This is a genomic window from Nannocystis exedens (genome assembly GCF_002343915.1).
Lineage (GTDB): Bacteria > Myxococcota_A > Polyangia > Nannocystales > Nannocystaceae > Nannocystis > Nannocystis exedens.
Genome location: NZ_NETK01000001.1, coordinates 4721435 through 4743718 on the forward strand (window position 1 = coordinate 4721435; position 22284 = coordinate 4743718).

General features: G+C 72.7%; 19 protein-coding genes. 9 read left to right on the forward strand and 10 right to left on the reverse strand.

Annotated features, from left to right (window positions below; genetic code table 11):
* Nucleotides 1-32 precede the first annotated feature (32 nt).
* The 6 genes from NAEX_RS18580 to NAEX_RS18605 form a co-directional block, all read right to left on the reverse strand.
* Nucleotides 33-662 (reverse strand): NADAR family protein, encoded by a 630-nt coding sequence (locus NAEX_RS18580; protein WP_096328820.1) that lies wholly within the window; start codon nucleotides 660-662, stop codon nucleotides 33-35.
* A 561-nt stretch (nucleotides 663-1223) separates the two neighbouring features.
* Entirely contained in the window at nucleotides 1224-1685 is a 462-nt protein-coding gene (locus NAEX_RS18585; RefSeq protein WP_211302430.1) for a TspO/MBR family protein, read from the reverse strand.
* A gap of 113 nt (nucleotides 1686-1798) precedes the next feature.
* Complete coding sequence (locus NAEX_RS18590) at nucleotides 1799-2335, reverse strand: hypothetical protein (protein WP_096328822.1); 537 nt, start codon at nucleotides 2333-2335, stop codon at nucleotides 1799-1801.
* A 182-nt stretch (nucleotides 2336-2517) separates the two neighbouring features.
* The gene (locus NAEX_RS18595; RefSeq protein WP_096328823.1) at nucleotides 2518-2916 is read right to left on the reverse strand and encodes a RebB family R body protein; all 399 of its coding nucleotides are present in this window, start codon (nucleotides 2914-2916) and stop codon (nucleotides 2518-2520) included.
* Entirely contained in the window at nucleotides 2913-3251 is a 339-nt protein-coding gene (locus NAEX_RS18600; protein ID WP_096328824.1) for a RebB family R body protein, read from the reverse strand. The genes NAEX_RS18595 and NAEX_RS18600 overlap by 4 nt, the downstream gene beginning before the upstream one ends.
* 79 nt (nucleotides 3252-3330) lie before the next feature.
* Complete coding sequence (locus NAEX_RS18605; RefSeq protein WP_096328825.1) at nucleotides 3331-4155, reverse strand: hypothetical protein; 825 nt, start codon at nucleotides 4153-4155, stop codon at nucleotides 3331-3333.
* A 713-nt stretch (nucleotides 4156-4868) separates the two neighbouring features.
* On the opposite strand from NAEX_RS18605, the gene NAEX_RS18610 reads away from it, so the two are divergent.
* Complete coding sequence (locus tag NAEX_RS18610; protein WP_096328826.1) at nucleotides 4869-5678, forward strand: class I SAM-dependent methyltransferase; 810 nt, start codon at nucleotides 4869-4871, stop codon at nucleotides 5676-5678.
* A 129-nt stretch (nucleotides 5679-5807) separates the two neighbouring features.
* Here the strand turns inward: NAEX_RS18610 and NAEX_RS18615 are convergent, their stop codons facing one another.
* A complete protein-coding gene (locus NAEX_RS18615) occupies nucleotides 5808-6776 on the reverse strand; it encodes a WD40/YVTN/BNR-like repeat-containing protein (RefSeq protein ID WP_143140895.1) in 969 nt (322 codons plus the stop codon).
* Here NAEX_RS18615 and NAEX_RS18620 point away from each other — a divergent pair.
* From NAEX_RS18620 to NAEX_RS18635, 4 genes are all read left to right on the forward strand, one after another.
* Nucleotides 6763-7011, forward strand: a complete 249-nt coding sequence (locus NAEX_RS18620) for a hypothetical protein (protein ID WP_096328828.1) — start codon at nucleotides 6763-6765, stop codon at nucleotides 7009-7011. The two genes, NAEX_RS18615 and NAEX_RS18620, sit on opposite strands and share 14 nt — an antisense overlap.
* Nucleotides 7012-7241: 230 nt before the next feature.
* Nucleotides 7242-8951 carry a DUF1592 domain-containing protein gene (locus NAEX_RS18625; protein ID WP_170135819.1) on the forward strand — a complete coding sequence of 570 codons (1710 nt, stop codon included), beginning with the start codon at nucleotides 7242-7244 and terminating at the stop codon, nucleotides 8949-8951.
* The gene (locus NAEX_RS18630) at nucleotides 8948-10369 is read left to right on the forward strand and encodes a DUF1552 domain-containing protein (protein ID WP_096328830.1); all 1422 of its coding nucleotides are present in this window, start codon (nucleotides 8948-8950) and stop codon (nucleotides 10367-10369) included. The genes NAEX_RS18625 and NAEX_RS18630 overlap by 4 nt, the downstream gene beginning before the upstream one ends.
* Before the next feature lie 314 nt (nucleotides 10370-10683).
* Nucleotides 10684-12645 (forward strand): tetratricopeptide repeat protein, encoded by a 1962-nt coding sequence (locus NAEX_RS18635; RefSeq protein WP_096328831.1) that lies wholly within the window; start codon nucleotides 10684-10686, stop codon nucleotides 12643-12645.
* 93 nt (nucleotides 12646-12738) lie between these two features.
* Here the strand turns inward: NAEX_RS18635 and NAEX_RS18640 are convergent, their stop codons facing one another.
* On the reverse strand, nucleotides 12739-14559 hold the full coding sequence (locus NAEX_RS18640) for a histone deacetylase family protein (RefSeq protein WP_096328832.1): 1821 nt from the start codon (nucleotides 14557-14559) through the stop codon (nucleotides 12739-12741).
* Between the two features lie 74 nt (nucleotides 14560-14633).
* Here NAEX_RS18640 and NAEX_RS18645 point away from each other — a divergent pair, with 74 nt between their 5' ends.
* The 3 genes from NAEX_RS18645 to NAEX_RS18655 are packed head-to-tail and all read left to right on the forward strand — an operon-like array spanning nucleotide 14634 to nucleotide 19807.
* Entirely contained in the window at nucleotides 14634-15317 is a 684-nt protein-coding gene (locus NAEX_RS18645) for a hypothetical protein (protein ID WP_143140894.1), read from the forward strand.
* 33 nt (nucleotides 15318-15350) lie between these two features.
* Nucleotides 15351-18887 carry a hydantoinase B/oxoprolinase family protein gene (locus NAEX_RS18650; RefSeq protein ID WP_096328834.1) on the forward strand — a complete coding sequence of 1179 codons (3537 nt, stop codon included), beginning with the start codon at nucleotides 15351-15353 and terminating at the stop codon, nucleotides 18885-18887.
* A 50-nt stretch (nucleotides 18888-18937) separates the two neighbouring features.
* Nucleotides 18938-19807, forward strand: coding sequence for a prolipoprotein diacylglyceryl transferase (locus NAEX_RS18655; protein WP_096328835.1), 870 nt, complete (start codon nucleotides 18938-18940; stop codon nucleotides 19805-19807).
* Nucleotides 19808-19905: 98 nt separating this feature from the next.
* Here the strand turns inward: NAEX_RS18655 and NAEX_RS18660 are convergent, their stop codons facing one another.
* Nucleotides 19906-21111, reverse strand: a complete 1206-nt coding sequence (locus NAEX_RS18660) for a PD40 domain-containing protein (RefSeq protein WP_096328836.1) — start codon at nucleotides 21109-21111, stop codon at nucleotides 19906-19908.
* A 124-nt stretch (nucleotides 21112-21235) separates the two neighbouring features.
* Here NAEX_RS18660 and NAEX_RS18665 point away from each other — a divergent pair, with 124 nt between their 5' ends.
* On the forward strand, nucleotides 21236-21688 hold the full coding sequence (locus tag NAEX_RS18665; RefSeq protein ID WP_100793212.1) for a hypothetical protein: 453 nt from the start codon (nucleotides 21236-21238) through the stop codon (nucleotides 21686-21688).
* Between the two features lie 91 nt (nucleotides 21689-21779).
* Here the strand turns inward: NAEX_RS18665 and NAEX_RS18670 are convergent, their stop codons facing one another.
* Nucleotides 21780-22253 (reverse strand): DUF4112 domain-containing protein, encoded by a 474-nt coding sequence (locus NAEX_RS18670; protein ID WP_096328838.1) that lies wholly within the window; start codon nucleotides 22251-22253, stop codon nucleotides 21780-21782.
* Between the last annotated feature and the right edge of the window lie 31 nt (nucleotides 22254-22284).

Sequence of the window (22284 nt, forward strand, 5' to 3'; positions counted from 1 at the left end):
CCTTCAAGACATATCCTTTCAGTCATCCATCATCATTTTCCCTGCAGCCGAAATCGCAGCACCATCAGCGCGAGCGGCATGTAGCGGCCGAGCGCCTGCGCGTCGGCGGGGCCCATGTACAGCAGCGACATCCCGGTCGCCAGCAGCGCCTGGCACACGTCCGGGTGGGCCCGCAGCTTGGCCTCGGTCGCGCGGGCGATCAGGGCCCCGTGCTCGGGCGAGCCGACCGCGATCTCCTCGCCGCGCCAGCGGAACGTCCGGCGCCCGCCCGTGCCGACCCGTCGCCGGCCCGACGTCCCGGCCGCCACCGCCGCGCGCGCCGGGTCGTCCTCCGGCAGCTTCAGGCACTGATAGAACGACCACACGCTGCGGCACTCCAGGCCGCCCAGCACGAACGGCGCGGGTGAATCGCTGGCCAGCGGCGCGCCCGAGATCATGTGTTGGAGCGGCCGCCGCTGCTGGGCCCGCCACGCCGCGTATTCGCCCGGCCCGAGCTTCAGCGTGCGCGCCTCGTGCTCGGCCGCGCGCGCGTCTCCGACGGTCGCGCGGCGGCCCTCGTAGAGCAGCCCCTCGAGCTGCGGATCGCCGGGGTCGATCGACCGGCAGGCCTCGGCGACCCCGCGGCCCTTCAGCAGCTCTCGCAGCGGTCGCGCGCTCGCCATGCGCCGATTCTACCGCCCTCGCCGCGGGGCTCCGCGCTTTCTTGTGACCCTCGCCGCATGCGGGGCCGCCTTCGCTCGCCGCCGCCAGGACTTCGCCGGCGCAGGCCGGCGTCGACGGCGGTCCTTCGGGGCGCGCTCGTCGGGTGCCGGCAGAGCCGCCCCATCGCGCTCGGCGATCGCGTCTTCACTCCGCCAGGTGCTGCGCAGGGCGCCCCGCTCCCCGCCAGTCGCTCCGCTGCAGCGCCGCCGGTCGGCCCATCCTCGACGTCGCCTGGGGAGGGCGGCTCACGCCGGCTCGTCCCCTCGGGCGCCCGGCGCCGCCTCGACCTCCGCCCGAGCTCGGCGTGCGGACCGGCGAATACGGCGCGCAGGTCGCCGAGGACGGCTCCCGCTACCGCTGCGGCTCCGCTGCCGCCCCGGCCCCCTCCCGCCGCTCGATCGCGTCGCCCCGGCGTAAATGTCCCCCAGGACATGCTTACAAACACATGTCCCGGGGGACATATGATAAAGAGGAAGCACGAAGCGGGCTGGCCCCGGGACCGCCCACGGCGCCCGCCGGGCTCAACGGTTGAGGTGCCAGATCGCCGCGTTCAGCGCGAACGCGAATGTCACCCACAGCAGGTGCGGGATCTGCAGCAGACCGGCGGCCGGGCGGATCTTGATGAACGCGCGGATCATCGACACCAGCGCGAACCACTGCACGCCGACGCACACCAGCGACAGGTCCGGGCGGTGCAGGCCGAAGAACAGCGGGGACCAGGCCGCGTTGAGCAGCTGGTAGAGGAAGAACAGCCCGATCGCCCACGGCAGCAGCGGGTGCTTGTCCTTGCGCGCCACCAGGTAGACGCTGATACCCAGGGTCGCGTAGAGCGACGTCCACACCGGGCCGAACACCGAGTCGGGCGGGGTCCAGTCCGGCTTGTGCAGGCGGTGGTACCAGCGGTCGGGCCCGAAGAAGTACCCGGACAGCGCGGGCACGTAGGCCACGCCGATCCAGAACAGCAGGCTCAGGGGTGACAGCAATCGGCGGCGGTGCATAGTCGCAAGCCTGAGGGAGGTCTGCCATCGCGGCAACTCGCGGCGATCGCGTCGAGCCGCGACGATGATCGCCGCTCGGGCCCGCTGCCGCGACGCGCTCAGCCTTCGTGCCACGCGGCGAGCGTGGTCAGCAGCGCCGTCGTGAACGACGGCGTCGCCTCGTCGCCGAATCGTGAGAACGGGAACTCGCGCACCGACGCGCGGCGGAACGCGCCCGCCTCGTCGAGGAACAGCGCGCTGCCGAAGGGCAGCGGGTTGCCGATCTCGACCACCGGGATCCACGCGAGCAGCGCCTCTCCGTTCGCGCGCGCCGTGTCGTCGACCCGCGGCAGCGATCGCCACGTCGCCTCGACGTACTCCGCGATCACCCGGCGCGCCGTCTCGATCGTGCGGCGCTCGCTGCTCTCGACCGCCAGCGTCGTCACCGAGTGGGTGGCGATCCAGTGAAACTTTTGTAGAAACTCGACCAGGCTCGCCGGCAGCGCGCGGCCCAGGCGGGGGCGCAGCGCCGCGATCGCCCCCGGCAGCGCCCCTCGCGGCGCCCGCTGCAGCGGCGTCCGCGTCGCCAGCCATGCGAGCGCTGCCTCGACGCTCGCGCGCGGCATCACCTCGTCGTCGGCGTCCTCGGCCGTCATTCGCCGCACCTCGCCGGCGCCGCCTCGACGCGCGGCATCGCCTCGGCGTCGGCGTCCTCGGCCGTCAATCGTCGCGCTCCGCCGGCGCCGCCTCGTCGCTCGCCCGCGGCATCGCCTCGTCGGCGTCCTCGGCCGTCATTCGTCGCTCGCCCGCGGCATCGCCTCGTCGGCGTCCTCGGCCGTCATTCACCGCGCCCCGCCAGCACCCGCGCCGCCGCCTGGGCCGCGACCGCCTGGCCGAGCACGTTCAGGTGCTGCTGGGCCGTCACCGCGTTGTGCAGCGCCATCCCGATCGCGTGAGCCGCGACCTGGTAGAGCGCCGCGCGGGCCAGCCCCGCCGGGTCGTCCTGGGCCTCGCTCGCCGGTGTCCCTTCGGACATGTCCTTCGGGACCTGATCGTCGAGCGCCGGAGCGGGAGCCGGCAGCGCCGGCAGCTCGATCCCGCCGACCGCGGCGAGGGCCACGATCCCGCGCCGCTGCGCCGCCAGCACCGCCTCGAGCTGCGCCAGCGCCCGCGTCACCGCCTGCGTCACCGCCGACGCGGTCCTGGCGAACGCCTCGGCCTCGTCGTTCGCCGTCACTTCTTCACCTTCCCCGCGGCGACCCCGTCCGCGGTCGTGTCGACGCCGTAGAGCAGCGCCACCCCCTGGACCGTCGCCGCCTGCGCGGCCATGTTGAGCTGCTGCTGGTCCGTCACCGCGTTCTGGACCATGAGCCCCGTCGAGTGCGCCATCGTCCGGTAGAGCGAGGCCATCGCCACCGCCGGCGCGTCGCCGATCACCTTGACGTTGCTCTGCGTCACGGCGTCGGTGATCTGCGAGTTGACGGTCTCTGTCGCGGCGTCGTTGATCTGCGAATTGACGGCGGTCGGCACGGCGTCGGTGATCTGCGCATTGACGGCGGCTTCGCTGGCCATGATGCTCCTGTCTTGCGAGGATACGCCCCGGCGACGCGCCGCGACAGCCGCGGCGGATCGCGGCCGTCGCCGCCCGCGCTCAGAAACAGATGAAGATGTCGCAGATGCCGAGGATGTTGTCCTTCACCCCCGGCGGGCAGCAATTCGACTGCGGGTTGTTCTCGTCGAAGATGCAGAACTCGCCCTGACCGGCGCACGCCAGCGTCTCGCACGCGGACGTGTCGATCGTGCACGAGGGGGTGCAGGACACCGCGCCCATGTCGTAGCCGAGGCCGACGCAGGTCGCACCGCCGAGCTGGCCCCCGTCGCACTGCTCCGAGCCCTCCTTCACGCCGTTGCCGCAGGTCGCCAGCGGCGTGCAGCCGGCCGTGTCGATGCTCTTGCAGTTCGGCGCGCACACCAGGTTGCCGCCGCCGTAGCCGAGGCTCACGCAGCTCTTGCCGTTGAAGTTGGTGCCGTCGCACGCCTCGGCCATGTGGACGATGCCGTCGCCGCAGGTGTAGCAGCCGTCGGTGAACAGCTTGCAGTCGGGCCCGCACACCAGGGTGCCGGCGCCGTAGCCCTCGGTCATGCACGTGCTGCCGACCAGCGACTCGCCGTCACAGGCCTCGTTCGCGTCGACGTTGCCGTCGCCGCACACCCCCGCCGGCTCGCTCGTGGTGAGCGGGCCTGTGGACCCCGGCGAGCCCGTCGTCGGCGGCTCGCCGGTCCCGTCCTCGCTGCCGCTGCCGCTGTCGCTGTCGCCGCTGCTGCCGTCGCTGTCGCTGACGGAGGTGTTCGGGTGGGCGGTGGTGATGTTGTTCGTGGTGGGCAGCGGGATCGACCCGGTGTCGCTGATGGTGCCCTCGGCGCACGCCATCAGCAGCGCAATCATCAGGCCCGACCCCGCGAACTTGTTCGGCATCCCATCCGAGCCTAACAGCGCCGACGCAGCGGTGAACTCGCCCCAGAGCCGGCCCCGCGCGCGCTGGCGCCCGCGCACGCGAGAGGTTCCTCATTGCTCCGCGCAGCCGCGTCTGCGATCGCGCTCCTGCGCGATCGACAGCGACGCACGCGTCGGGAGGTCGCCGAGCGTGCGCGCCTGGGCCGCGAGCTCGTCGTACGCCCGGGTCGCAGGGAGATCGGCGCACCGGTGTCGCCGAGCTTGCGCGTGAACACGCCGGCAGTCACCACCCGTGGTTGCTTCGCCGTCGTGCCTCGGCGGCTGTGACGGGCGACGACGGCGAGGGCGACGACGGCGACGAGGACTCGTCGGGACGGACACGACGGGCTCTCGCGGAGCGAGGACGCGAGGCGCCTCGGGCCCTCCGACTTTCGCGTCGCGCTCGAGCAGGCCCGCGTGGCCCTCGGGCGCCGCGAGCACGCGCCGCGTCGCCGCACCGACCCGGCGAGGCCGGCCGGTTTCCGACTGGCGGCCGCGGTGCGACCCTACGCCGCACGCTTTTGCAAATCGAATTGCAAACGCTCTTCGCTTGCATCTACCGCCCGGCAGCCCCGCGTCCGCGGGCTCGGCCCTCACTCGCACAACCATTTCATTTGCAATGAGTTTGCAAAAATTGATCTTCCGCACGCCGGCCGCGGCTTGTCCGGCGCCGGCGCGGCTGTCACCGTCTGGGCATGACCTCACCGTCGCCCCTCGCCGATCCTGCCCCGTGGAACCTCGTCGATGAGTGGTACGCCGAGCGCGGCGTCCACATGTTGCACCCCTACGCCCGCGACGCGATCGCGCTCGCCGCCCCGGCCGCCGACGCGCGCGTGCTCGACGTCGCCTGCGGCCCCGGCACCCTTGCGCTGCTGGTCGCCCCCGCGGTCGCGCAGGTCGCCGCGCTCGACTTCGCCGCGGCGATGATCGACCGCCTGCGCGAGCGAGCCGAGCGGGCCGGCCTCGTCGTCGACGCCCGCGTCGGCGACGGTCAGGACCTGCCGTGGCCGGACGCCAGCTTCGACGCCGCCTTCTCGATGTTCGGCCTGATCTTCTTCCCCGACCCCGCCCGCGGCCTGCGCGAGCTGCATCGCGTGCTGCGCCCCGGCGGCCGCGCCGTGGTCGGCTCGTGGAGCCCCTTCGCGGAGTCGCACCCGCTCTCGCTCCTGTTCACCGCCCTGCGCGCCGTCATGCCCGAGCTCCCGCTCGGCCGCGGCCCCGCCCCGCTCTCCCAGCCCGACGAATTCGCCGCGGCCCTCGCCGCCGCCGGCTTCACCGGCGTCCGCGTCGAGCCCGTCACCCACGAGTTCCACTTCGCCGACGTCGCCGCGTTCTGGACCTTCAACGTCCGCGGCAACGCCCCGATCGCCCTGATCCACCAGCGCCTCGCGCCCGAGCAGTGGCAGGCCTTCGAAGCCGACGTGCTCGCCCGCCTGCGCGAGCGCTTCGGCGCCGGCCCCGTCGTCTACGGCCAGACCGCCCTGCTCGGCCTCGGCGTCCGCTGAGGCATCAGGCTCTCAAGACATGTTTTTTGTAACATGTCTTTTTTACAAGGCGCCGCGATCACCCCACCGGCGCCTGCCGCGGGCGATTTCGGCGGCGCGTCGAATTTCCTTACGACATGTCCTTTCGAGCTACTCGGCCGGGCACCCGGCGCCCGGCGCGACCTCGCCGTGGGCCATGAAGTAGATCGGGTGGCTGCCGGTGAACGCCTCCGCGGGCAGCACCTCCCAGTTCACCCCGTCCTCGCTGCGGAAGAACCGCTGCTCCTCGTACCACACCATCCAGCCGGCGTTCGCGGCCACGAACGTGCCGCCGGGGCTGCGGGCGACCTGGCCGATCGAGATGTCGCCGGGCGAGATCGGCTCGCTCTGCCAGCTCGCCCCGTCGGCGCTGCGGTGCAGCGTCGAGCCCTCGTAGACGAAGAACTCCGAGCCGGTCCAGATCGGCGGCGACGATAGGTCGGCGGACACCGGCACGTACTCCCAGGTGTCGCCGCCGTCGGTGGTGCGGCAGACGTGGCCGTTGCCGCTGGCCATCACCCCCACACCTGACCCATAGGCCATGCCGATCACGTAGCCCCCGCACTGCGGCGGCCGCGTCGTCGCCGGCGTCCACGTGATCCCGTCGGGGCTGCGGACGATCGCCCGCTGCTCGCCGCTCTCGCCCGAGACCACGAACCACCCGGCCTCGTGGGGAAAGAATTCGATCGCGCGGGTGTTGATGTCGATGTCGAGCGGGCCGCCCTCGGTCCACGTCTTGCCGAGGTCGTCGGAGATCTGCGTCGTCGAGCTGTTGGCGACGAAGCGGCCGTTGCCGAACGCGATGTCGGCGAACGTGGGGGTGTCGCCGAGCACGGTCTCGAACACCGACGCGTCCTCGCTGCGCACCACCGACCCCGGCGCGCCCCAGCCCCACGTCAGCACGAAGGTCTGCTCGCCGTGGGCGATCCCCCGACCGGCGAACGCGTCGTGATCGCAGTCGAGGCCCGCCTCGAAGCAGCGCACCGCGTCGTCCTGCGACTTGTCCTGAATCCACGTGTGGCCGTCGTCACAGGAGATCGTCGTGCGCCCGTAGTGACCCTGGGCGATGAACACCGGCACCGCCGTCACCGGCGGCGGCCCGGTCGTCGTCGACGTCGCGTCGGTGCCGGTCGGCGCCTCCGTCGTCGGCCCCTCGGTCGTGCTCGTCGACGTGCTCACCGTCGTCGTCTCGATCGACGTCGTCGCCGGCGTCGTCGGCGACGACGTCACCTCCTCCGAGGTGCCTGACGTCGACGTCGTCGATGTCGCCTCGCTGGTGCCGTCGACGCCCGCCGACTCCTTGCCCCCGCCCTGACAAGCGACGACCAGCGCCGCCCCGATCCACATCCGCCGCACCGCTTCACGGTAACGAGGTCGCGGTGAACCTCGCAAGGTGTCTTGCGCCCCCATCGTCGCGCGCGGCCTCGCGTCGTGCGTGTGCGCGCGTTTGACAGCCCCTACGCGCTCCTGTAGCTGTCTTCGTCGCGCCGTGCGGCGTGGGCGGGAGGACAGGTGATGATCGACAGGCGACAGGCACGAGCATGGATGCTCGGTGGCACGCTGGTCCTGGGATGTAGCGGCGGAGGCGGCGGCAACGACGACGACTCCGCGACCGCGGCGTTGACCGAGGGTCCCGGCACTGCCACCGATGCGACGACGACCACGCCGACCACGAGCGACGGCACCGGCGTCGACCCGACCGAGGGCGAGCCCGCCGACTGCGAGGGCCCGCTCGATCCCGGCCCCGCGCCGCTGCGGCGGCTCACCCACACCCAGTACAACAACACCGTCCGCGACCTCTTCCCCGGCGTGACGCTGCCGCTGCAGACGATCGCCGTCGACCCGAAGGTCAACGGCTTCGAGAACAACGCCGACGTGCAGACCCCCTCGGCCCTGCTCATCGAGCAGTACCAGCGCGCCGCCCTGGCCGTCACCGAGGCCGCCTGGGCCACGCCCGAGGCGTTCCTGCCGTGCGCGGCCGACGGCGGCGGCGAGCCGCAGCAGTGCGGTCACACCTTCATCCTCGACTTCGGCGCGCGCGCGTTCCGGCGGCCGCTGACCGCCGACGAGGAGGCGGCGTTCCTCGGCTTCTTCGACCAGCAGCTGGCCGAGACCAACTTCTCGGTCGCCTTGCAGCTCACGACCCAGGCGCTGCTGCAGTCGCCGGCGTTCCTCTACTTCCTCGAGTTCGGCGGCGAGCCGGTCGAGGGCGGCGAGGCCGTCGCGCTGACCGGCCACGAGCTGGCCACGCGGCTCAGCTACTTCTTGTGGGACAGCATGCCCGACGCCCAGCTGTTCGCGGCGGCCGCCGCCGGCGACCTCGACACCGTCGAGGGCCTCGCCGCCGAGGCGATGCGCATGCTCGACGACAGCAAGGCCCGCGGCGCGCTCGTCAACTTCCACCGCCAGTGGTTCGACTTCGACGGCGTCGAGCTCATCAACCCCGACCCCGCGACCTACCCGAACTACAGCCCCGACCTGCGCGCCGCCATGCGCGCCGAGCTCGACCGCTTCGTCGAGTCGACCCTGTTCGAAGGGCCAGGTACCTTCGCCTCGCTGCTGACCAGCACCGAGACCGACGTCGACGCCACCCTCGCCGCCCTGTACGGCGTCGAGGCCCCGCCGCCCGGCGAGTGGGCGCCCGCCCTCCTCGACCCCGCGCAGCGCAGCGGGATCCTCACGCGCGCCGGCTTCCTCGCCCGCACCGCCCACGCCGTCCACCCCTCGCCCGTCAAGCGCGGCGTGTTCGTGCTCGCGCGGCTGCTCTGCGTCCCGCCCGCGCCGCCGCCCGCCAACGTCAACACCAACCCGCCCGACGAGGGCGAGCCCGGCCAGCCCAAGACCAACCGCGAGCGCTACGCCAAGCACACCGCGCAGGCCGACTGCGCCTCGTGCCACACCACGATCGACGGCGTCGGCTTCGGCTTCGAGCACTACGACGCGCTCGGCCGCTGGCGCGACCTCGACAACGGCGAGCCGGTCGACGCCAGCGGCGAGCTGATCGGCACCGACGTCGACGGCGCCTTCGACGGGGCGATCGAGCTGTCGCAGAAGCTCGCGACCAGCACGCAGGCCCACAACTGCGTGGTCTCGCAGGTGTACCGCTACGCCCTCGGTCGCGGCACCACCGCGGCCGACCTGTGCAGCCTCGGCGACCTGCGGGCCCAGTTCGCCGCGTCGAGCGGAGATGTCCGCGCGCTCCTCCTCGCCGTCGTCACCAGCGACGCCTTCCGCACCCGAAAGGAGGCCCCATGACCGCATCGAACCTCCGCGCCCCGCGCCTGCGCCGGCGCAGCTTCCTCGGCGGCCTCGGCCTCGGCCTGGGCGCGCTCTGCCTGCCCTCGCTGATGCCGCGAGGCGCCCGCGCCGAGCCGCCGGGCCCGGTCAAGCGGCTGCTGATGCTGATGACGGAGCACGGCACCGTCTATCAGAACTGGCGCATGCGCCCGGGCAACCTGCCCGAAGATACAGATTGGGAGGCGCCGCTCGGGGCCCTCGCCGAGGCCGAATTCAGCGAGATCTTGCGGCCGCTCCACGGCTTCCGCGACCGCCTGCTGGTGCTCGACGGCGTCGGCATGGCGACCGGGCACATGACGGGGATCAACGAGCACGAGGAGGGCCACGCCACCTGCCTCACCGGCACGCTGGCGCAGCCGGTCGACGGCGGCGTGGCGCTCGCGGGCGGGCCCTCGATCGACCAGATCGTCGCCGGCGTGGTCGCCGAGCCGGGCCAGATCGCCTCGCTGCAGGTCTCGCACGGCAGCTGGGCCTACAGCTTCGACGCCGGCGGCAAGGCGCTGCCGTGGATCGAAGACCCCTGGCAGCTCTACAGCAAGCTGTTCCCGAACGGCCCGGTCGACCCCAACGAGCCGCCCGACGACCTCAAGACGATCCGCAACCGCCAGAGCAGCGTCGTCTCGCTGGTGCGCGAGCAGTACCACGCGCTCGCGCCGAAGATGTCGGGCGAGGACAAGCTCAAGGTCGAGCAGCACCGCGACCTGCTGCACTCGCTCGGCCAGCAGCTCGAGAACCTCGCCAACATCGTCTGCGAGGCCCCCGCCGAGCCCGACGGCGGCCCGCCGTGGGAGGACCCGCAGTTCTACTTCCACCGCGCCCAGGTGTTCACGACCCTGACCACGCTGGCGCTGTCGTGCGACATGACCCGCGTCGCCGTGCTCGCCTTCAGCGGCCTGCGCAACGAGCACGTCAGCGCCCCGCCCGGCGACCTCCACAACGACTACGCGCACCAGGCCTCGTCCGACCCGACGGCGATGCAGGTGATGACGAACTACCACAAGATCCACGCCGAAGATTTTAAGAATATTCTGGCGGCGCTGGACGCCGTGCCGGGCGACAACGGCACGCTGCTCGACGACACGCTGGTGGTGTGGGGCAACGAGCTGTGCACCGGCGAGCACAGCATGAACCAGTGGCCGATCGTCATGGCCGGCGCCACCCATCACTTCAAGACCGGGCGCTACGTCCGCTGGGCCCAGAAGAACATTATCAAGGGGACGTGGGGCGACGAGCCGCAGGGTCCCCCGCACAACCGCCTGCTGGTGTCGATCGCCAGGGCCATGGGCGCCGACATCGACCAGGTCGGCGAGGCCAGCGTGACGCTCAAGGGCGACACGCAATTGCCCTGCACCGGCGAGCTCGACCGCCTGACCTGAATCGACAGCAGCGGCGACGAATCAGCGCTCGTGGACGGATCGCACGTCCACGGGCGCTTCGCTATTGAACCCCGGTACGGCGGAGCGTGGCCGGTGACCTGCACGAATCGGCATACCCGGTCGGGGTGGACGATTCGCATCACCGCCCCCGCGAGCGGCGCGGACCTTGGCACGGTCGATGCGTCCGCCGCCGAACATGCGTGAGTCAACGCAACAGTCGCACCGGGCCCGGCCGTGCGACAGCCGCCGAGGCCCGGCATCCAGGGGATGCACATCCCGGAGTCTGCATGTCTGCCTTCTCGAAGCCTCTGCCCATGTTCGTCCTCTCCTGCGCGACCTTGCTGCTCGCGTCCGGCTGCGGCGCCGGTACCCTCGGCAAGGCCGTGCGACCGACCTCACCGACCGCGGGCGAGGCGTTGCAGGCGGCCGAGTTGACCTGTCGGGAAGGGGCGACCGACGCCCAGCCGCTCATCGTCGACATGTCGTCCTCCGAGCGCGTCGACCTCGAGGTGGCGATGAAGGAGGGCCTCGCGGTGGTCGCCTACGACTGCAAGAGCATGCGGCTCTTGCCTGCGTGCCGGCTCCCCGGGGCGTACAAGTTCGCCGGCGTCAGCCGCAAGGAAGAGGTGATCAAGCTCGTCGACAAGGGCGAGGTCGCGGCCAACCTGCCGCTCAACGGCGTCAAGCTGGCGGGAGGCCTCGACCGCGACGCCGCGCTCGACCTCGCGCTCGTGCTCGTCGGCAAGCAGAGCACGACCCTCGACGCCGCCGGCCAGCCCGAGCTCAGCGGTCGCTGCGAGGGCGCGACCCACTTCGTGCGCTCGGCCAGCGTCGGCGCGTTCGCGGTCGGCGTCGGCACCCGCGGCGAGGCGCGGCTCGTGGCCGACGTGTTCGGGTACGGCGCCAACGCCCGCAGCGCGAGCGAACGCCAGAGCCTGAACAAGGACGGCGACCTCGGCGAATGCCGCGGCGCCTCGCCCGACGACGTCAAACCACCGGCGCAGTGCCGCTCGGCGGTCCGCCTCGAACTGGTGCCGCTCACCGCCGCCGCCTCGCCTCCCGCCGACGACACCAGGCCGCCGGCCGAGCCTCCGCCGGTACCGCTGGCCGTCGCCTGCCCGGTCGGCATGGCCATGGCCGCCGGCAAATGCACCGCCGACGCTGCCGCGCCGCACCTGTGCGCCGCCGACGACGAGCGCGCGTGCGAGACCCAGTGCCAGAAGGGCAGCGCCGGAAGCTGCCACAACCTCGCGGTCCTCCTGCAGAACCGGAGACTCGAGGTCGCGGGTGACGCTTCGCTGGTGCAGCTCGCCCGGCAGCGCGACGAGGAGCTGCACCAGCTGTTCACCCGCGCGTGCGACGGCGGCGTCGCCGAGAGCTGCGATCGCCTCGGCTACGTCGCCATGGCGCTCAAGGCCCCGCGCGCCGAGGTGCAGAAGGTTTGGCAACGCGGCTGCGACCTCGGCCACGGGCCCGCGTGCCGCGTCCTCGCCGGCGACTTCCTCGCCGGCGCCGCGCCGGATCTCGCACGCGGTCGCGGCTTGCTCGATCGCGCGTGCAAGCTCGGCGACGCGTTCGGCTGCGGCTCGCTCGCCGACTCCTATCTGAAGCCCCGCGGGGGCGCCGCGCCCGCACCAGACGAGATCGCCCGGGGCGTCGCCGTACTCAAGGAAGCCTGTGCGTCGCGCCGCCGTTACGCCTGCCGCGAGGTGGCCAATCTCCACATCGACGGCAAGCTCGTGCCGAAGGACGAGGCCGTCGGCCTCGAGTACCACGAGAAGAGCTGCGCCACCGGCAACACCCTGTCGTGCCTCGACGCCGGCCTGATGGTGTTCGCCGGCCGCGGCACCGCCAAGGACGCCGCGCGGGCCGAGGCGCTGTTCGAGCGCACGTGCCCGACCACGGGCGCCGGCTCGACCTGCGGCACGCTCGCCAGGATGTTCCGCGAGGGGGCGCAGGTCCCGAAAGACGGCGCGCGCGCGGCGACCTACATGGAGCGCATGTGCAACGCCAGCGGCAATGGTTGCCTCGAGGTGGCCGACATGTACCTCACAGGCAAGGACGTGGCAAAGGACCGCGACCGCGCGCTCAAGCTCTACGAGGACCTCTGCCAGAAGGGCAACAACACCGCCTGCCTGAGGCTCGCCGACGAGCTCCGGAGCAGCGACAAGGCCCGCGCCAGGGACCTCTACGGCGCGCAGTGCAAGGGCGGGCTCGTCGAGGGCTGCGAGAAGTTCAAGAAGCTGGGCGGCGACCCGGCCGCGGTCAAGCGATGACGCCGCGGCCCGGGATGCGTCACGGCGGCGTGAGCCGCACCGTGCATTCGCGTCGCTCGCGTCGACGGCCGGGTCGTCTTCGATCACCGCGGGTCAGCGCGGCGAGGACAGCTGGAAGCGGTACTCGTCGGCTGCCTCGTCGATCGCCCGCAGGTAGTTCTCGGGGTCGAGCTCGGCCTTGAGCTCGTCGGAGATCGGGAAGATCATCGGCGAAGGTTCATACGAACATGTCCTTCCGGACTGGTCGACGACGCGGCCCTCCTGCAGCGCGCGGGCGGCCTCGGTCAGGCTGGCGCCGGGCAGGGCCTCGCGGATCGCCCGCATGCGCGCGCCGGCGCGCGGGTCGACGAAGCGCAGCCGCTTCTGCCACTGGACCGCCAGGTGGTACTGCGACGGCGTGACCACCAGGCCGGCCAGGCCGACCCGCTCGCAGGCGATGATCAGCAGGGCGACGGTCTCTTCGAACAGCCCGAGGCCCGGGTGGCGCTGGCCGGGCAGCGCCGGCTTGTCCTCGGAAAAATGCTCGCGCGGGTTCTGCAGCAGGAGCCAGTCGATCGCCAGCAGCTCGAAGCCGGGGATCGTCCGCCGGTCGCGGCGCACGACCAGCTCGAACAGCAGCTCCTTGTGCTCCGGGTCGCCGAAGATCTTGAGGATGTGCCGCTGCGGGTCGACCAGGTTGAACTCGAGCGAGGGCTGGAAGCCCTTGCCGCGCAGGCGGCCGAGGAAGCCGTGCCGCTCGAGCGCCAATTCGAGGCCTTGGCGCGAGTAGTAGCCGAGAAACCGCGGCTCGCGGGCGGTCGCCGCCAGGCTCGGCACCAGGTCCTCGAGCGTGAGCCCGAGGTCGTCGTCCTCGCCGGTCAGCTCGGCCGGCTTGAGCAGCGCCGCGTAGTGACGCGCGCGCATCAGCGTCAGCTCGTCGTTGTCGGGCGGCTCGAACCCGCGGTGGCCGCTCTGCAGCCAGGCGAAGCTGCGCGCGCTGTGCTGCCAGGTGGTGGGCCCGTAGCCCCCGGCGAGGCAGACCACCACCGCGGCGTCCGGCGCGAACTCGCGGATCGCCTCGAACACGGCGATGTCGCGCTCGAGCATGCCCTCGGCGCTGATCTGCCACACCCCGATCCGGTCGCCGACGGCCGGGTCGGTGCCGGCCAGGAAGTAGATCAATCGCGGCCGGTGCTGGCGCAGCGCCTCGGTGAGGTGCAGCTGCACCGTCTCGAGGTAGAGCGTGTCGCCGACGACGTCGCCGAGCGCGACGCTGGTCGAGGCGATCGCCTCGGTGCCGCCCCAGTGATGATTGTGGATCGACAGCGTGAACACGCTGGGGTCGTCGGCGAACAGGGCCCGGGTGCCGTCGCCGTCGTGCTGGTCGAGGTCGACGACGAGGATCCGCTCGTGGAAGCCGAGCGCGCGCTGCTCGGCGATCGCCACCGCGACGTCGTGGAACACGCAGAAGCCGCGGCCGATCTGGCGGTGCGCGTGGTGGAACCCGCCGCCGAGGTTGATGGCGATCTTGCCGGTGCCGAGGGCGATGTCGGTGGCGAGCATGGTGCCGCCGGTCATGGCCCGCTGGAGGTCGAGGATCCGCGCCGTGTCGACCTCGCTGACCGCGAGCCCGCCGAGGATGTCGCTCATGACCTCGGGGCGCTGACAGGCGTCGAGGTAGGCGTCGTCGTGGACCCGCCGGATCGCGTGGTACGTCGCCAGCGGCGGGCGTCTCACCTGCTCGAAGGTGACGAGGCCCTCGGCCGCCAGGGCGGTGAGGATCCGTTCGCCGCGCACCTCGTCGACCGCGGAGCCCGGCCACGAGCACTCGTAGTGCGGGCCGTAGACGAAGGCGGCCGGCGGCGGCCGCAGGCGCGCGAACATCTGATTGGCGCGGCGCCGCAATTGACGAAAGATCTTCTCGCCGGTCGTCATCGCCCGAGCGGCATGGTTGGCACGTCCCCCGCGGTTTGGCAACGCTCGCCCGTCCCGCTACGCTCGCCGCTGCGATGCATGTCTCGTCTCGTCGGCTCGCCGCCGTGGTCCTCGTCGGCCTCCACTCGACTTTTGGGACAGGTTGTGCTGCGCCACGCGACGCGACCGTCGTCCGCGAGCTGCCGGCCGTCGACTGGCTCGCCGCCCGCGTCGACGAGCTGGCCCGCGTCGACCTGCTGCGCGGGGCGCCGCCGCTGGCGCAGGCGCGGCTGGGGGCCCTCGACACCGAGCTGCGCGTGTGGATCCGGACCCCTGCGCGGCGCGCTCTGGTCGAGGTGCGCAGCGGCGCGGACGGCGTGACCGGCGAGATGTGGGTGTTCTGGTCGGCGCCCACGCAGGAGGAGGACGACGGCATGTTCGCCGAGTACCGCGACTGGATCGACTGCGTCGACCGGCGCACCGGCCACGGCCTCGGGATGTGTCGGCCGCGGCCGCGGCAGCCGGTCGACTGGGCGATGGTCGCGGCCAAGCTGCAACCGGCGTGGAAGCTGCCGGACCAGGCGAAATTCGCGCCTCCAGGCGAGATCGACGGCCAGCTCCTGATCATCGAGCGGCGGGACGGCAGGCGCGGCGAGGTCGTCCACTGGGACATCGCCGCGCCGATCGCCACCGACCCCGGGCGCAAGGAGTCGGCGATGGCCGAGGAGGTCTGGGAGGCGCTGTGGGACACGCTCAGCCTGGCCGAGCCGCCCGAGTGAGCGCCGGCGCGGCGACGTGGTAAGGAGACCGCGATGCGCGAGGAGCCGTGGGAGTTCTGGATCGATCGCGGCGGCACGTTCACCGACTGCGTCGGCCGGGCGCCGGGGAGCGGCCGGCTGCGCGCGATCAAGGTGCTGTCGACCGACGACGCGCCGCTGCGGGCGATCCGCGGGCTGCTCGGGCTCGGCGAACACGAGCCGATCCCTCGCTGCCGGATCCGCCTCGGCACCACCGTCGCCACCAACGCCCTCCTCGAGCGCAAGGGCGCCCCCACGGCCCTGCTGATCACCCGCGGCTTCGCCGACCTGCTCGAGATCGGCGACCAGGCCCGACCCGACCTGTTCGCGCTGGCGATCCACAAGCCGCCGCCGCTGCCCGCTGCAGTGCTCGAGGTCGACGCCCGGAGGGCGGCCGACGGAGCCGTGATTGTCTCTCCCGAGACAGGTGCGTTGGAACATGTCCTGCGGGACATCCGCGCGAAGGGCCTGCGCAGCGCGGCGGTCGCGGTGATCCACGACCACCGCGACGGCGGGCTCGAGCGCGAGGTCGGGGCCGCCGCGCGCGCGGCGGGGTTCGAGGAGGTGGTGCTGTCGCACGAGGTCGCGCCGGCGCAGGGGCTGCTGGCGCGGGCGGAGACGGCCGTGGTCGACGCCTACTTGACGCCGCTGCTCCGCGCCTACGTGCGCGGGCTGCGGGCGCGCCTGAGCTCGGCGGAGCTGCAGCTGATGCAGTCGAGCGGCGACCTGTGCGCCGCCGAGCGGTTCCGCGGGCGCGACGCCGTGCTGTCGGGCCCGGCCGGCGGGGCGGTGGCGTGCGCCGCGATCGCAGCGCGGCTGGGGCTCTCGCAGGTGATCGGGTTCGACATGGGCGGGACCTCGACGGACGTGCTCCGCTGGGGCGGCGAGCTCGAGCGCAGCTACGAGACGCGGGTCGCCGGGGTCCGGCTGCGCACGCCGATGCTGGCGGTCCACACGATCGCGGCCGGCGGCGGATCGATCTGCCGGTACCGCGACCGCAAGCTGTCCGTCGGGCCAGACAGCGCCGGCGCCGACCCGGGGCCGCTGTGCTACGGGCGGGCGACCGCGCAGGCGTTGACGCTGACCGACGTCGACCTCGTGCTCGGCCGCCTGCACCCGGCCCGCTTCCCGTTCGCGCTCGACCGGGAGCGCTCGTTCGCCGGGCTCGAGGCGCTGACCGAGGAGGTGAACGCCGGCGGGGCCGCGATGTCGCCGCTGCAGGTCGCCGAGGGGCTGCGGCAGATCGCCGACGAGCGGATGGCGGCGGCGATCCGCGACGTCACGGTGCGCCGCGGCCACGACGTCCGCGAGCACGCGCTGATCGTGTTCGGCGGGGCGGGCGGGCAGCACGCGTGCGCGGTGGCGCGGTCGCTGCAGCTCCGCACGCTCGTGTTCCACCCGCTCGCCGGGGTGCTGTCGGCCGTCGGCATCGGCGCCGCGCGCCCGGGCTGGCACGGTCAGGCCGACGTCGGCGGGGGCCTGCTCGAGGATTCACTGGACCTTTCGGACATGTTCCAAAGGCTAGAAGCCGAGGGCCGCGCGGCGCTGGCGGCCGAGGGCGCCCGCGAGGTCTCGGCGGCGCGGCGGGTCGACCTGCGCTACCGCGGCACCCACGTGGCGCTGACGGTCCCGTGGGGCGAGGGCCTGCGGGCGGCGTTCGAGCGGGCCCACGCGCGCGAGTTCGGCTACGCCCGGCCGGACCACCCGATCGAGGTCGTCAGCGCGCGCGTCGAGCTGGTGGTCACGGACGAGGCGGCCTCCGGCCTGCTGCCCGAAGAGACAGGTTCGTCGTTGGACATCCCTGACCGTTCGGACATGTGGTTTGCCGGCGAGTGGCAGCGGGTGCCGACGCTGCGGCGCGAGGCGATCGCGGCCGGGCAGGTGATCGAGGGGCCGGCGCTGATCCTCGACGCGACGGCGACGATCGTGTTGGAGCCCGGCTTTGTCGCCGAGCTGGCGGCCGACGGCTGCCTGGTCGCGCGCGACGTGGCGGGCACCGAGCCGGTGCGCGCCGGCGAGGTCGACCCCGTCAGCCTCGAGATCATGAGCGCGCGGATCTCCGGCATCGCCCGCCACATGGGCGTCGTCCTCCAGCGGACCGCGCTGTCGACCAACATCCGCGAGCGGCTCGACTTCTCGTGCGCGGTGTTCGACGCCGAGGGCGGGCTGGTGGCCAACGCGCCGCACATCCCGGTCCACCTCGGGGCGATGAGCGAGTCGATCCGCGGCGTCCTGGCGGCGCACCCCTCGCCGCAGGTCGGCGACGTGTTCGTCACCAACGACCCGGCGGCCGGCGGCTCGCACCTGCCCGACATCACCGTGATCGCGCCGGTCCACGACGCCGCGGGCGCGCTGTGCGGGTTCGTCGCCAACCGCGGGCACCACGCCGACGTCGGCGGCATCACCCCCGGCTCGATGCCGCCGGACGCCCGCACGCTGGCCGAGGAGGGCGCGGTGTTCCGCGCGTTCCCTGCCGTGCGCGGCGGCCGGCTCGACCGCGACGGGGTGCTGGCGATCCTGACCGAAGGGACATGGCCCGCGCGCCGGCCGGAGGAGAACCTCGCCGACCTCGAGGCGCAGATCGCGGCCAACCAGGCCGGCGCGCGCCTGCTGCGAGAGCTGGCGGCGAGCTGCGGCAGCGCCGGCCTGGCGAGCTATCTGCGGGCGATCCAGGACGACGCGGCCGCCTGCGTCGCCGAGCTCATCGCCCGCATGCCGGCCGGCGCGCGCTCGTTCACCGACGCGCTCGACGACGGCACGGCGATCGCGGTGACGCTGACGACCCGCGGCGGGCGCCTCACGGTCGACTTCACCGGCACGGGGCCGCAGTCGGCGAGCAACCTCAATGCGCCGCGCGCGGTGACGGTGTCGGCGCTGCTGTACGTGCTGCGCCTGCTGGCGGGGCGGCCGATCCCGCTGGCCTCGGGCTGCCTGCACGCGGTCGACCTGGTGCTGCCGGCGGGCACGATCCTGTCCCCGGAGACAGGTGCGGCGGTGGCCTCGGGCAACGTCGAGACGGCGCAGCGGGTGGTCGACGTGCTGCTCGGCGCGCTGGGGGCCGCGGCCGCCAGCCAGGGCACGATGAACAACCTGAGCTTCGGCGACGCGAGCTTTGGTTACTATGAGACGATCGGCGGCGGCAGCGGCGCAATCGCCGGAGAGGCCGGCGCGTCCGGGGTCCACACGCACATGACGAACACGCGGATCACCGACCCCGAGGTGCTCGAGGCGCGGTTTCCGGTGCGCGTGCATCGGTTCGCGCTGCGCCGCGGTTCGGGGGGGATCGGGCGCTTCCGCGGGGGCGACGGGCTCGTGCGCGAACTCGAATTCCTGCGCGGCGGGATCGAAGTCTCGATCGTGGCGGAGCGGCGCAGCAGAGCGCCGTTCGGGCTCGCGGGCGGGGCTGCGGGGGCGTGCGGGCGCAACCTGCTGGACGGCGCGGAGCTGCCTGGGCGCGCGCGGATCACGGTGCAGGCCGGCCAGCGCCTCACGATCGAGACGCCCGGCGGCGGAGGCTACGGCGAGCCGGGCTCCGGCCCCGGCGCGCGCTGAAGGCCGGGGGTTTTGCAGGGCCGGGGGGCTTCGGCTACCTTGCGGCTCCGATGCTCGAAGCACTGATCCCGTACATCAAGCCGCCCGAGAAGCTGATCGCCGATCTTCCCGTCATCGGGCCGCTCAAGCTGCAGGTGTTCGGGCCGCTGGTCGCGGTGGGCGTCATCCTCGGGTACCACCGCTGCCTGGCGTTCGCGAAGAAGCGCGACATGGACGAGTTCGTCGCGCGCGACCTGATGTTCTACATCCTGATCACGGGCTTCGTCATCTCGCACTGGGTCTCGGTGCTGTTCTATTTCCCCGAGGACGTGGCGCGAAACCCCGCGGTGCTGCTGATGATCTGGAACGGCCTGTCGAGCGTCGGCGGGTTCTTCGGCGCGCTGGTCGGGTTCTTCTGGTACCTGCGCAAGATGAAGCAGCCGTACCTGATCTGGGCCGACATGCTGGTGTTCGGCCTGCTCGTCGGCTTCACCCTCGGCCGCCTCGGCTGCGCCCTCGTCCACGACCACCCCGGCGCCATCGTCGACCCGTCGCACCCGCTCGCGGTCGGCCCCTGGCCCGGCGGCGAGTACCGCTTCGACAACGGCCTGCTCGAGTTCATGTACCTGGTGCCGATCGTCCTGTTCGTGCACTTCGTGTTCAATTGGGCCAAGTCCGCCCCCGGCCGGATCGCCGGCCTCACCTGCCTGCTCTACGCGCCGTTCCGCTTCGCGCTCGACTTCATGCGCGAGAAGGACAAGCTCTACTTCGGCCTCACCACCGCCCACTACGCGACGATGATCATCCTCGGCATCGGCGTGTACCTGCTGTTCATCCGCAAGCCGAAGCCGGGAGACTTCGCCTACGCGAAGGACAGCGAGCGCATCGCCCGCGAGCGCGCCGAGGCCGAGGCCAAGAACGCCGCGCCGAAGTCGACCTGAGCCGGCGCTCACCTCGGCGCCTGTCGCTCCGGACATGCCTTCCGGGGCATGTCCGGAGCGACATGTGCTTCAGAGCATGTCCCTCGTGAAGAGGGCCGTCAGCGCGGGCTCCAGCGCGGCAGCCAGTCGACGCCCTTGCGCTCGGTGAGGCGGGTGACGCCGGTGCCGTCGGGGCGCATGAGGTAGAGCTCGGGGTCGCCGTCGCGGTCGGAGGCGAACACCAGCAGCTTGCCGTCGGGCGAGAAGGTCGGCTCGCGGTCGGAGCTGGTGCCGGCGGTGAGCGGGGTGATCGCGCCGGTCTTGAGGTCGGCGCGGCGCAGCGCGCCTTGCTGCGGGCCGGTGCGGGTGCTGAACACGAGCCCCTGGCCGTCGGGCGTGAAGGTCGGCTCGGCCTCGGCCGGCTCGAACGCCTTGCGCCCCTCCGGCCCGTCGGGCGTCAGCCGGCGCAGCTCGGACCCGTCGGGCTTGCACAGGAAGATCCGGTCGGCGCTCTCGCGGTTGCTGATGAACGCCAGGAGGCTCCCGTCCTTCGACCACACCGGGCCCCAGTCGTCGAGCTGGAAGTGCGTGACGCGCTGCGGCTCGCTGCCGTCGGCCCGCATGACGTAGATCTCGGCGTTGCCGTCGCGGCTGGAGACGAAGGCGATCCGGCGCCCGTCCGGCGACCAGGCGGGCTCGTAGTTGCCGGCCGGGTGGTCGGTCAGGCGGTTCAGCTTGGGCTTGGCGCGGTCGGCCAGGTCGAGCCCGTAGATATCGCGGAAGCTCGAGAAGGCGGCCTCGAAGGCGAGCGTCCGCCCGTCCGGCGACCACGCCGGGCTGCGCACCTGCGGCGCGGCGTCGCTGCGCCACAGCGGCTCGCCGAGCTCGCCCTCGGCCCCCAGCGGCCGCACCTCGATGCGCTCGAAGTGGGCGCCCTCGTGCTCGTCGACGGTGATGATCGCCATCAGCTCGCCGCCGGGGGCGATCGGGCCGGGCAACACCGAGGGCGGACCGTCGCCGGGTGTCCCCTGGAGCATGGTCTTTGCGCCCTGTCCCGAAGGCAAGATGGCGTCGATCGTGGCCCCGCCCTCGCGCTCGGCGAGGAAGAAGATCCGGCCCGCAGCGGCGGCCCGCTCGGCGGCGGTCAGCGGCGGCGTGTCGGGGACCACCGGCTGGGCCGGCGCAGGGGCCTCGACCGGGGCCGCGGGGGCCGCAGGGGCCGCAGGCGCGGCCGGCTTGGCCGGGCCCTCGGAGGCGCCGCCACACGCAGCGAGGAGGGCGCCGCCGAGGACGACGGTGGTGAAGGTCGTGAAGCGTCGGTGCATCGCGCGGCCGTCCTTGGCGAAGAGTGCGACGATGGCTCATAGCGCAGGTCCGCGGGCGCGGGCAACCCGAAGGGGCCGATCCGGGTCGGATGTGCGCCGATCGCCGGCGAGTCACGCTGTGAGCGTGAAGGCCCGCGCTCGCCGGTCCCTGCTCGTCGCCCTCGGCCTCGCGGCCTGCGCCGGACACGACCCCTCGCCCGCGCTCGCGCAGCCCGAAGAACCTCCGCCGCCGCTGGCCGAGTGGGACGGACCGAACATCCCCGACGCAGCGGTGAAGGCGTTCGAGGCGCTGCAGGCGTCTGCGTACGCGCAGGGCGAACGCGAGGCCCTGGCGGCGCTCGGCCGCGGTGAGCTGGCGCTGCAGACGTTCGGGCCGCCGCCCGCGTGCCGCGAGCGCTACGCGCGGCTGCTGTGGCGCCGACACCGGATCGAGCACCGCGCGCTGACCGACTGCGCGACAGCCGACGAGCAGCGCATGCGCGTTCACGGATTCAATAAAATCATGGAGGCGGAGATCGGGCGTCGCTTCGGCGCCGACGCGCTGGCCACAGCGGCGCGCAAGGCCGGCTGCCGCTGAAATTCTTCGGTCGCCCTGGCTCGCTGCCGGACCGAGTGACGGCGATGAGCGCTGAACGCAGGTCGGTCCTCGCGCCGCTCGCAACCGCGCGTCACCAGCCGATCGCGCGCACGGCCGCGAACACCAGCCAGCCGACCAGCACCGCGAGCCCGCTCGGGACGAGCACCGCGACCACGGCGGCCGCGATCACCAGCCGACGATCGACGACGCGACGCCGCGCCGGATCGGCGAGGTGGCCCTCGAGCAAGGCGAGGTTGCGCTGGTTGGCCTTGAAGCCGAAGTCGAACATGTCCCCGAGGACAGGGAGCGTCCCGATCAGCGCATCGATCAACAGATTGCCGGTCATGCGCGCGAGCGTGGCCGGCGAGGCGCCGAGGCCGGCCGCGCGCACGACGATCCAGCCCGACAGCACCGACGAGACGGTGTCGCCGAGGCCGGGCGCGAGCCCGAGGAGCGGGTCGAGGCCGATCCGCCAGTCGGTGCCGGGGATCCGCACGGCGTTGTCGAGCCAGGTGACGATCTGTCGCACGTCGTCGGGCGCGCGCGGCTCGGAGTCGCGAGGCATGCGGAGAGGATGGTTCCCCTCCGCCCCCCCG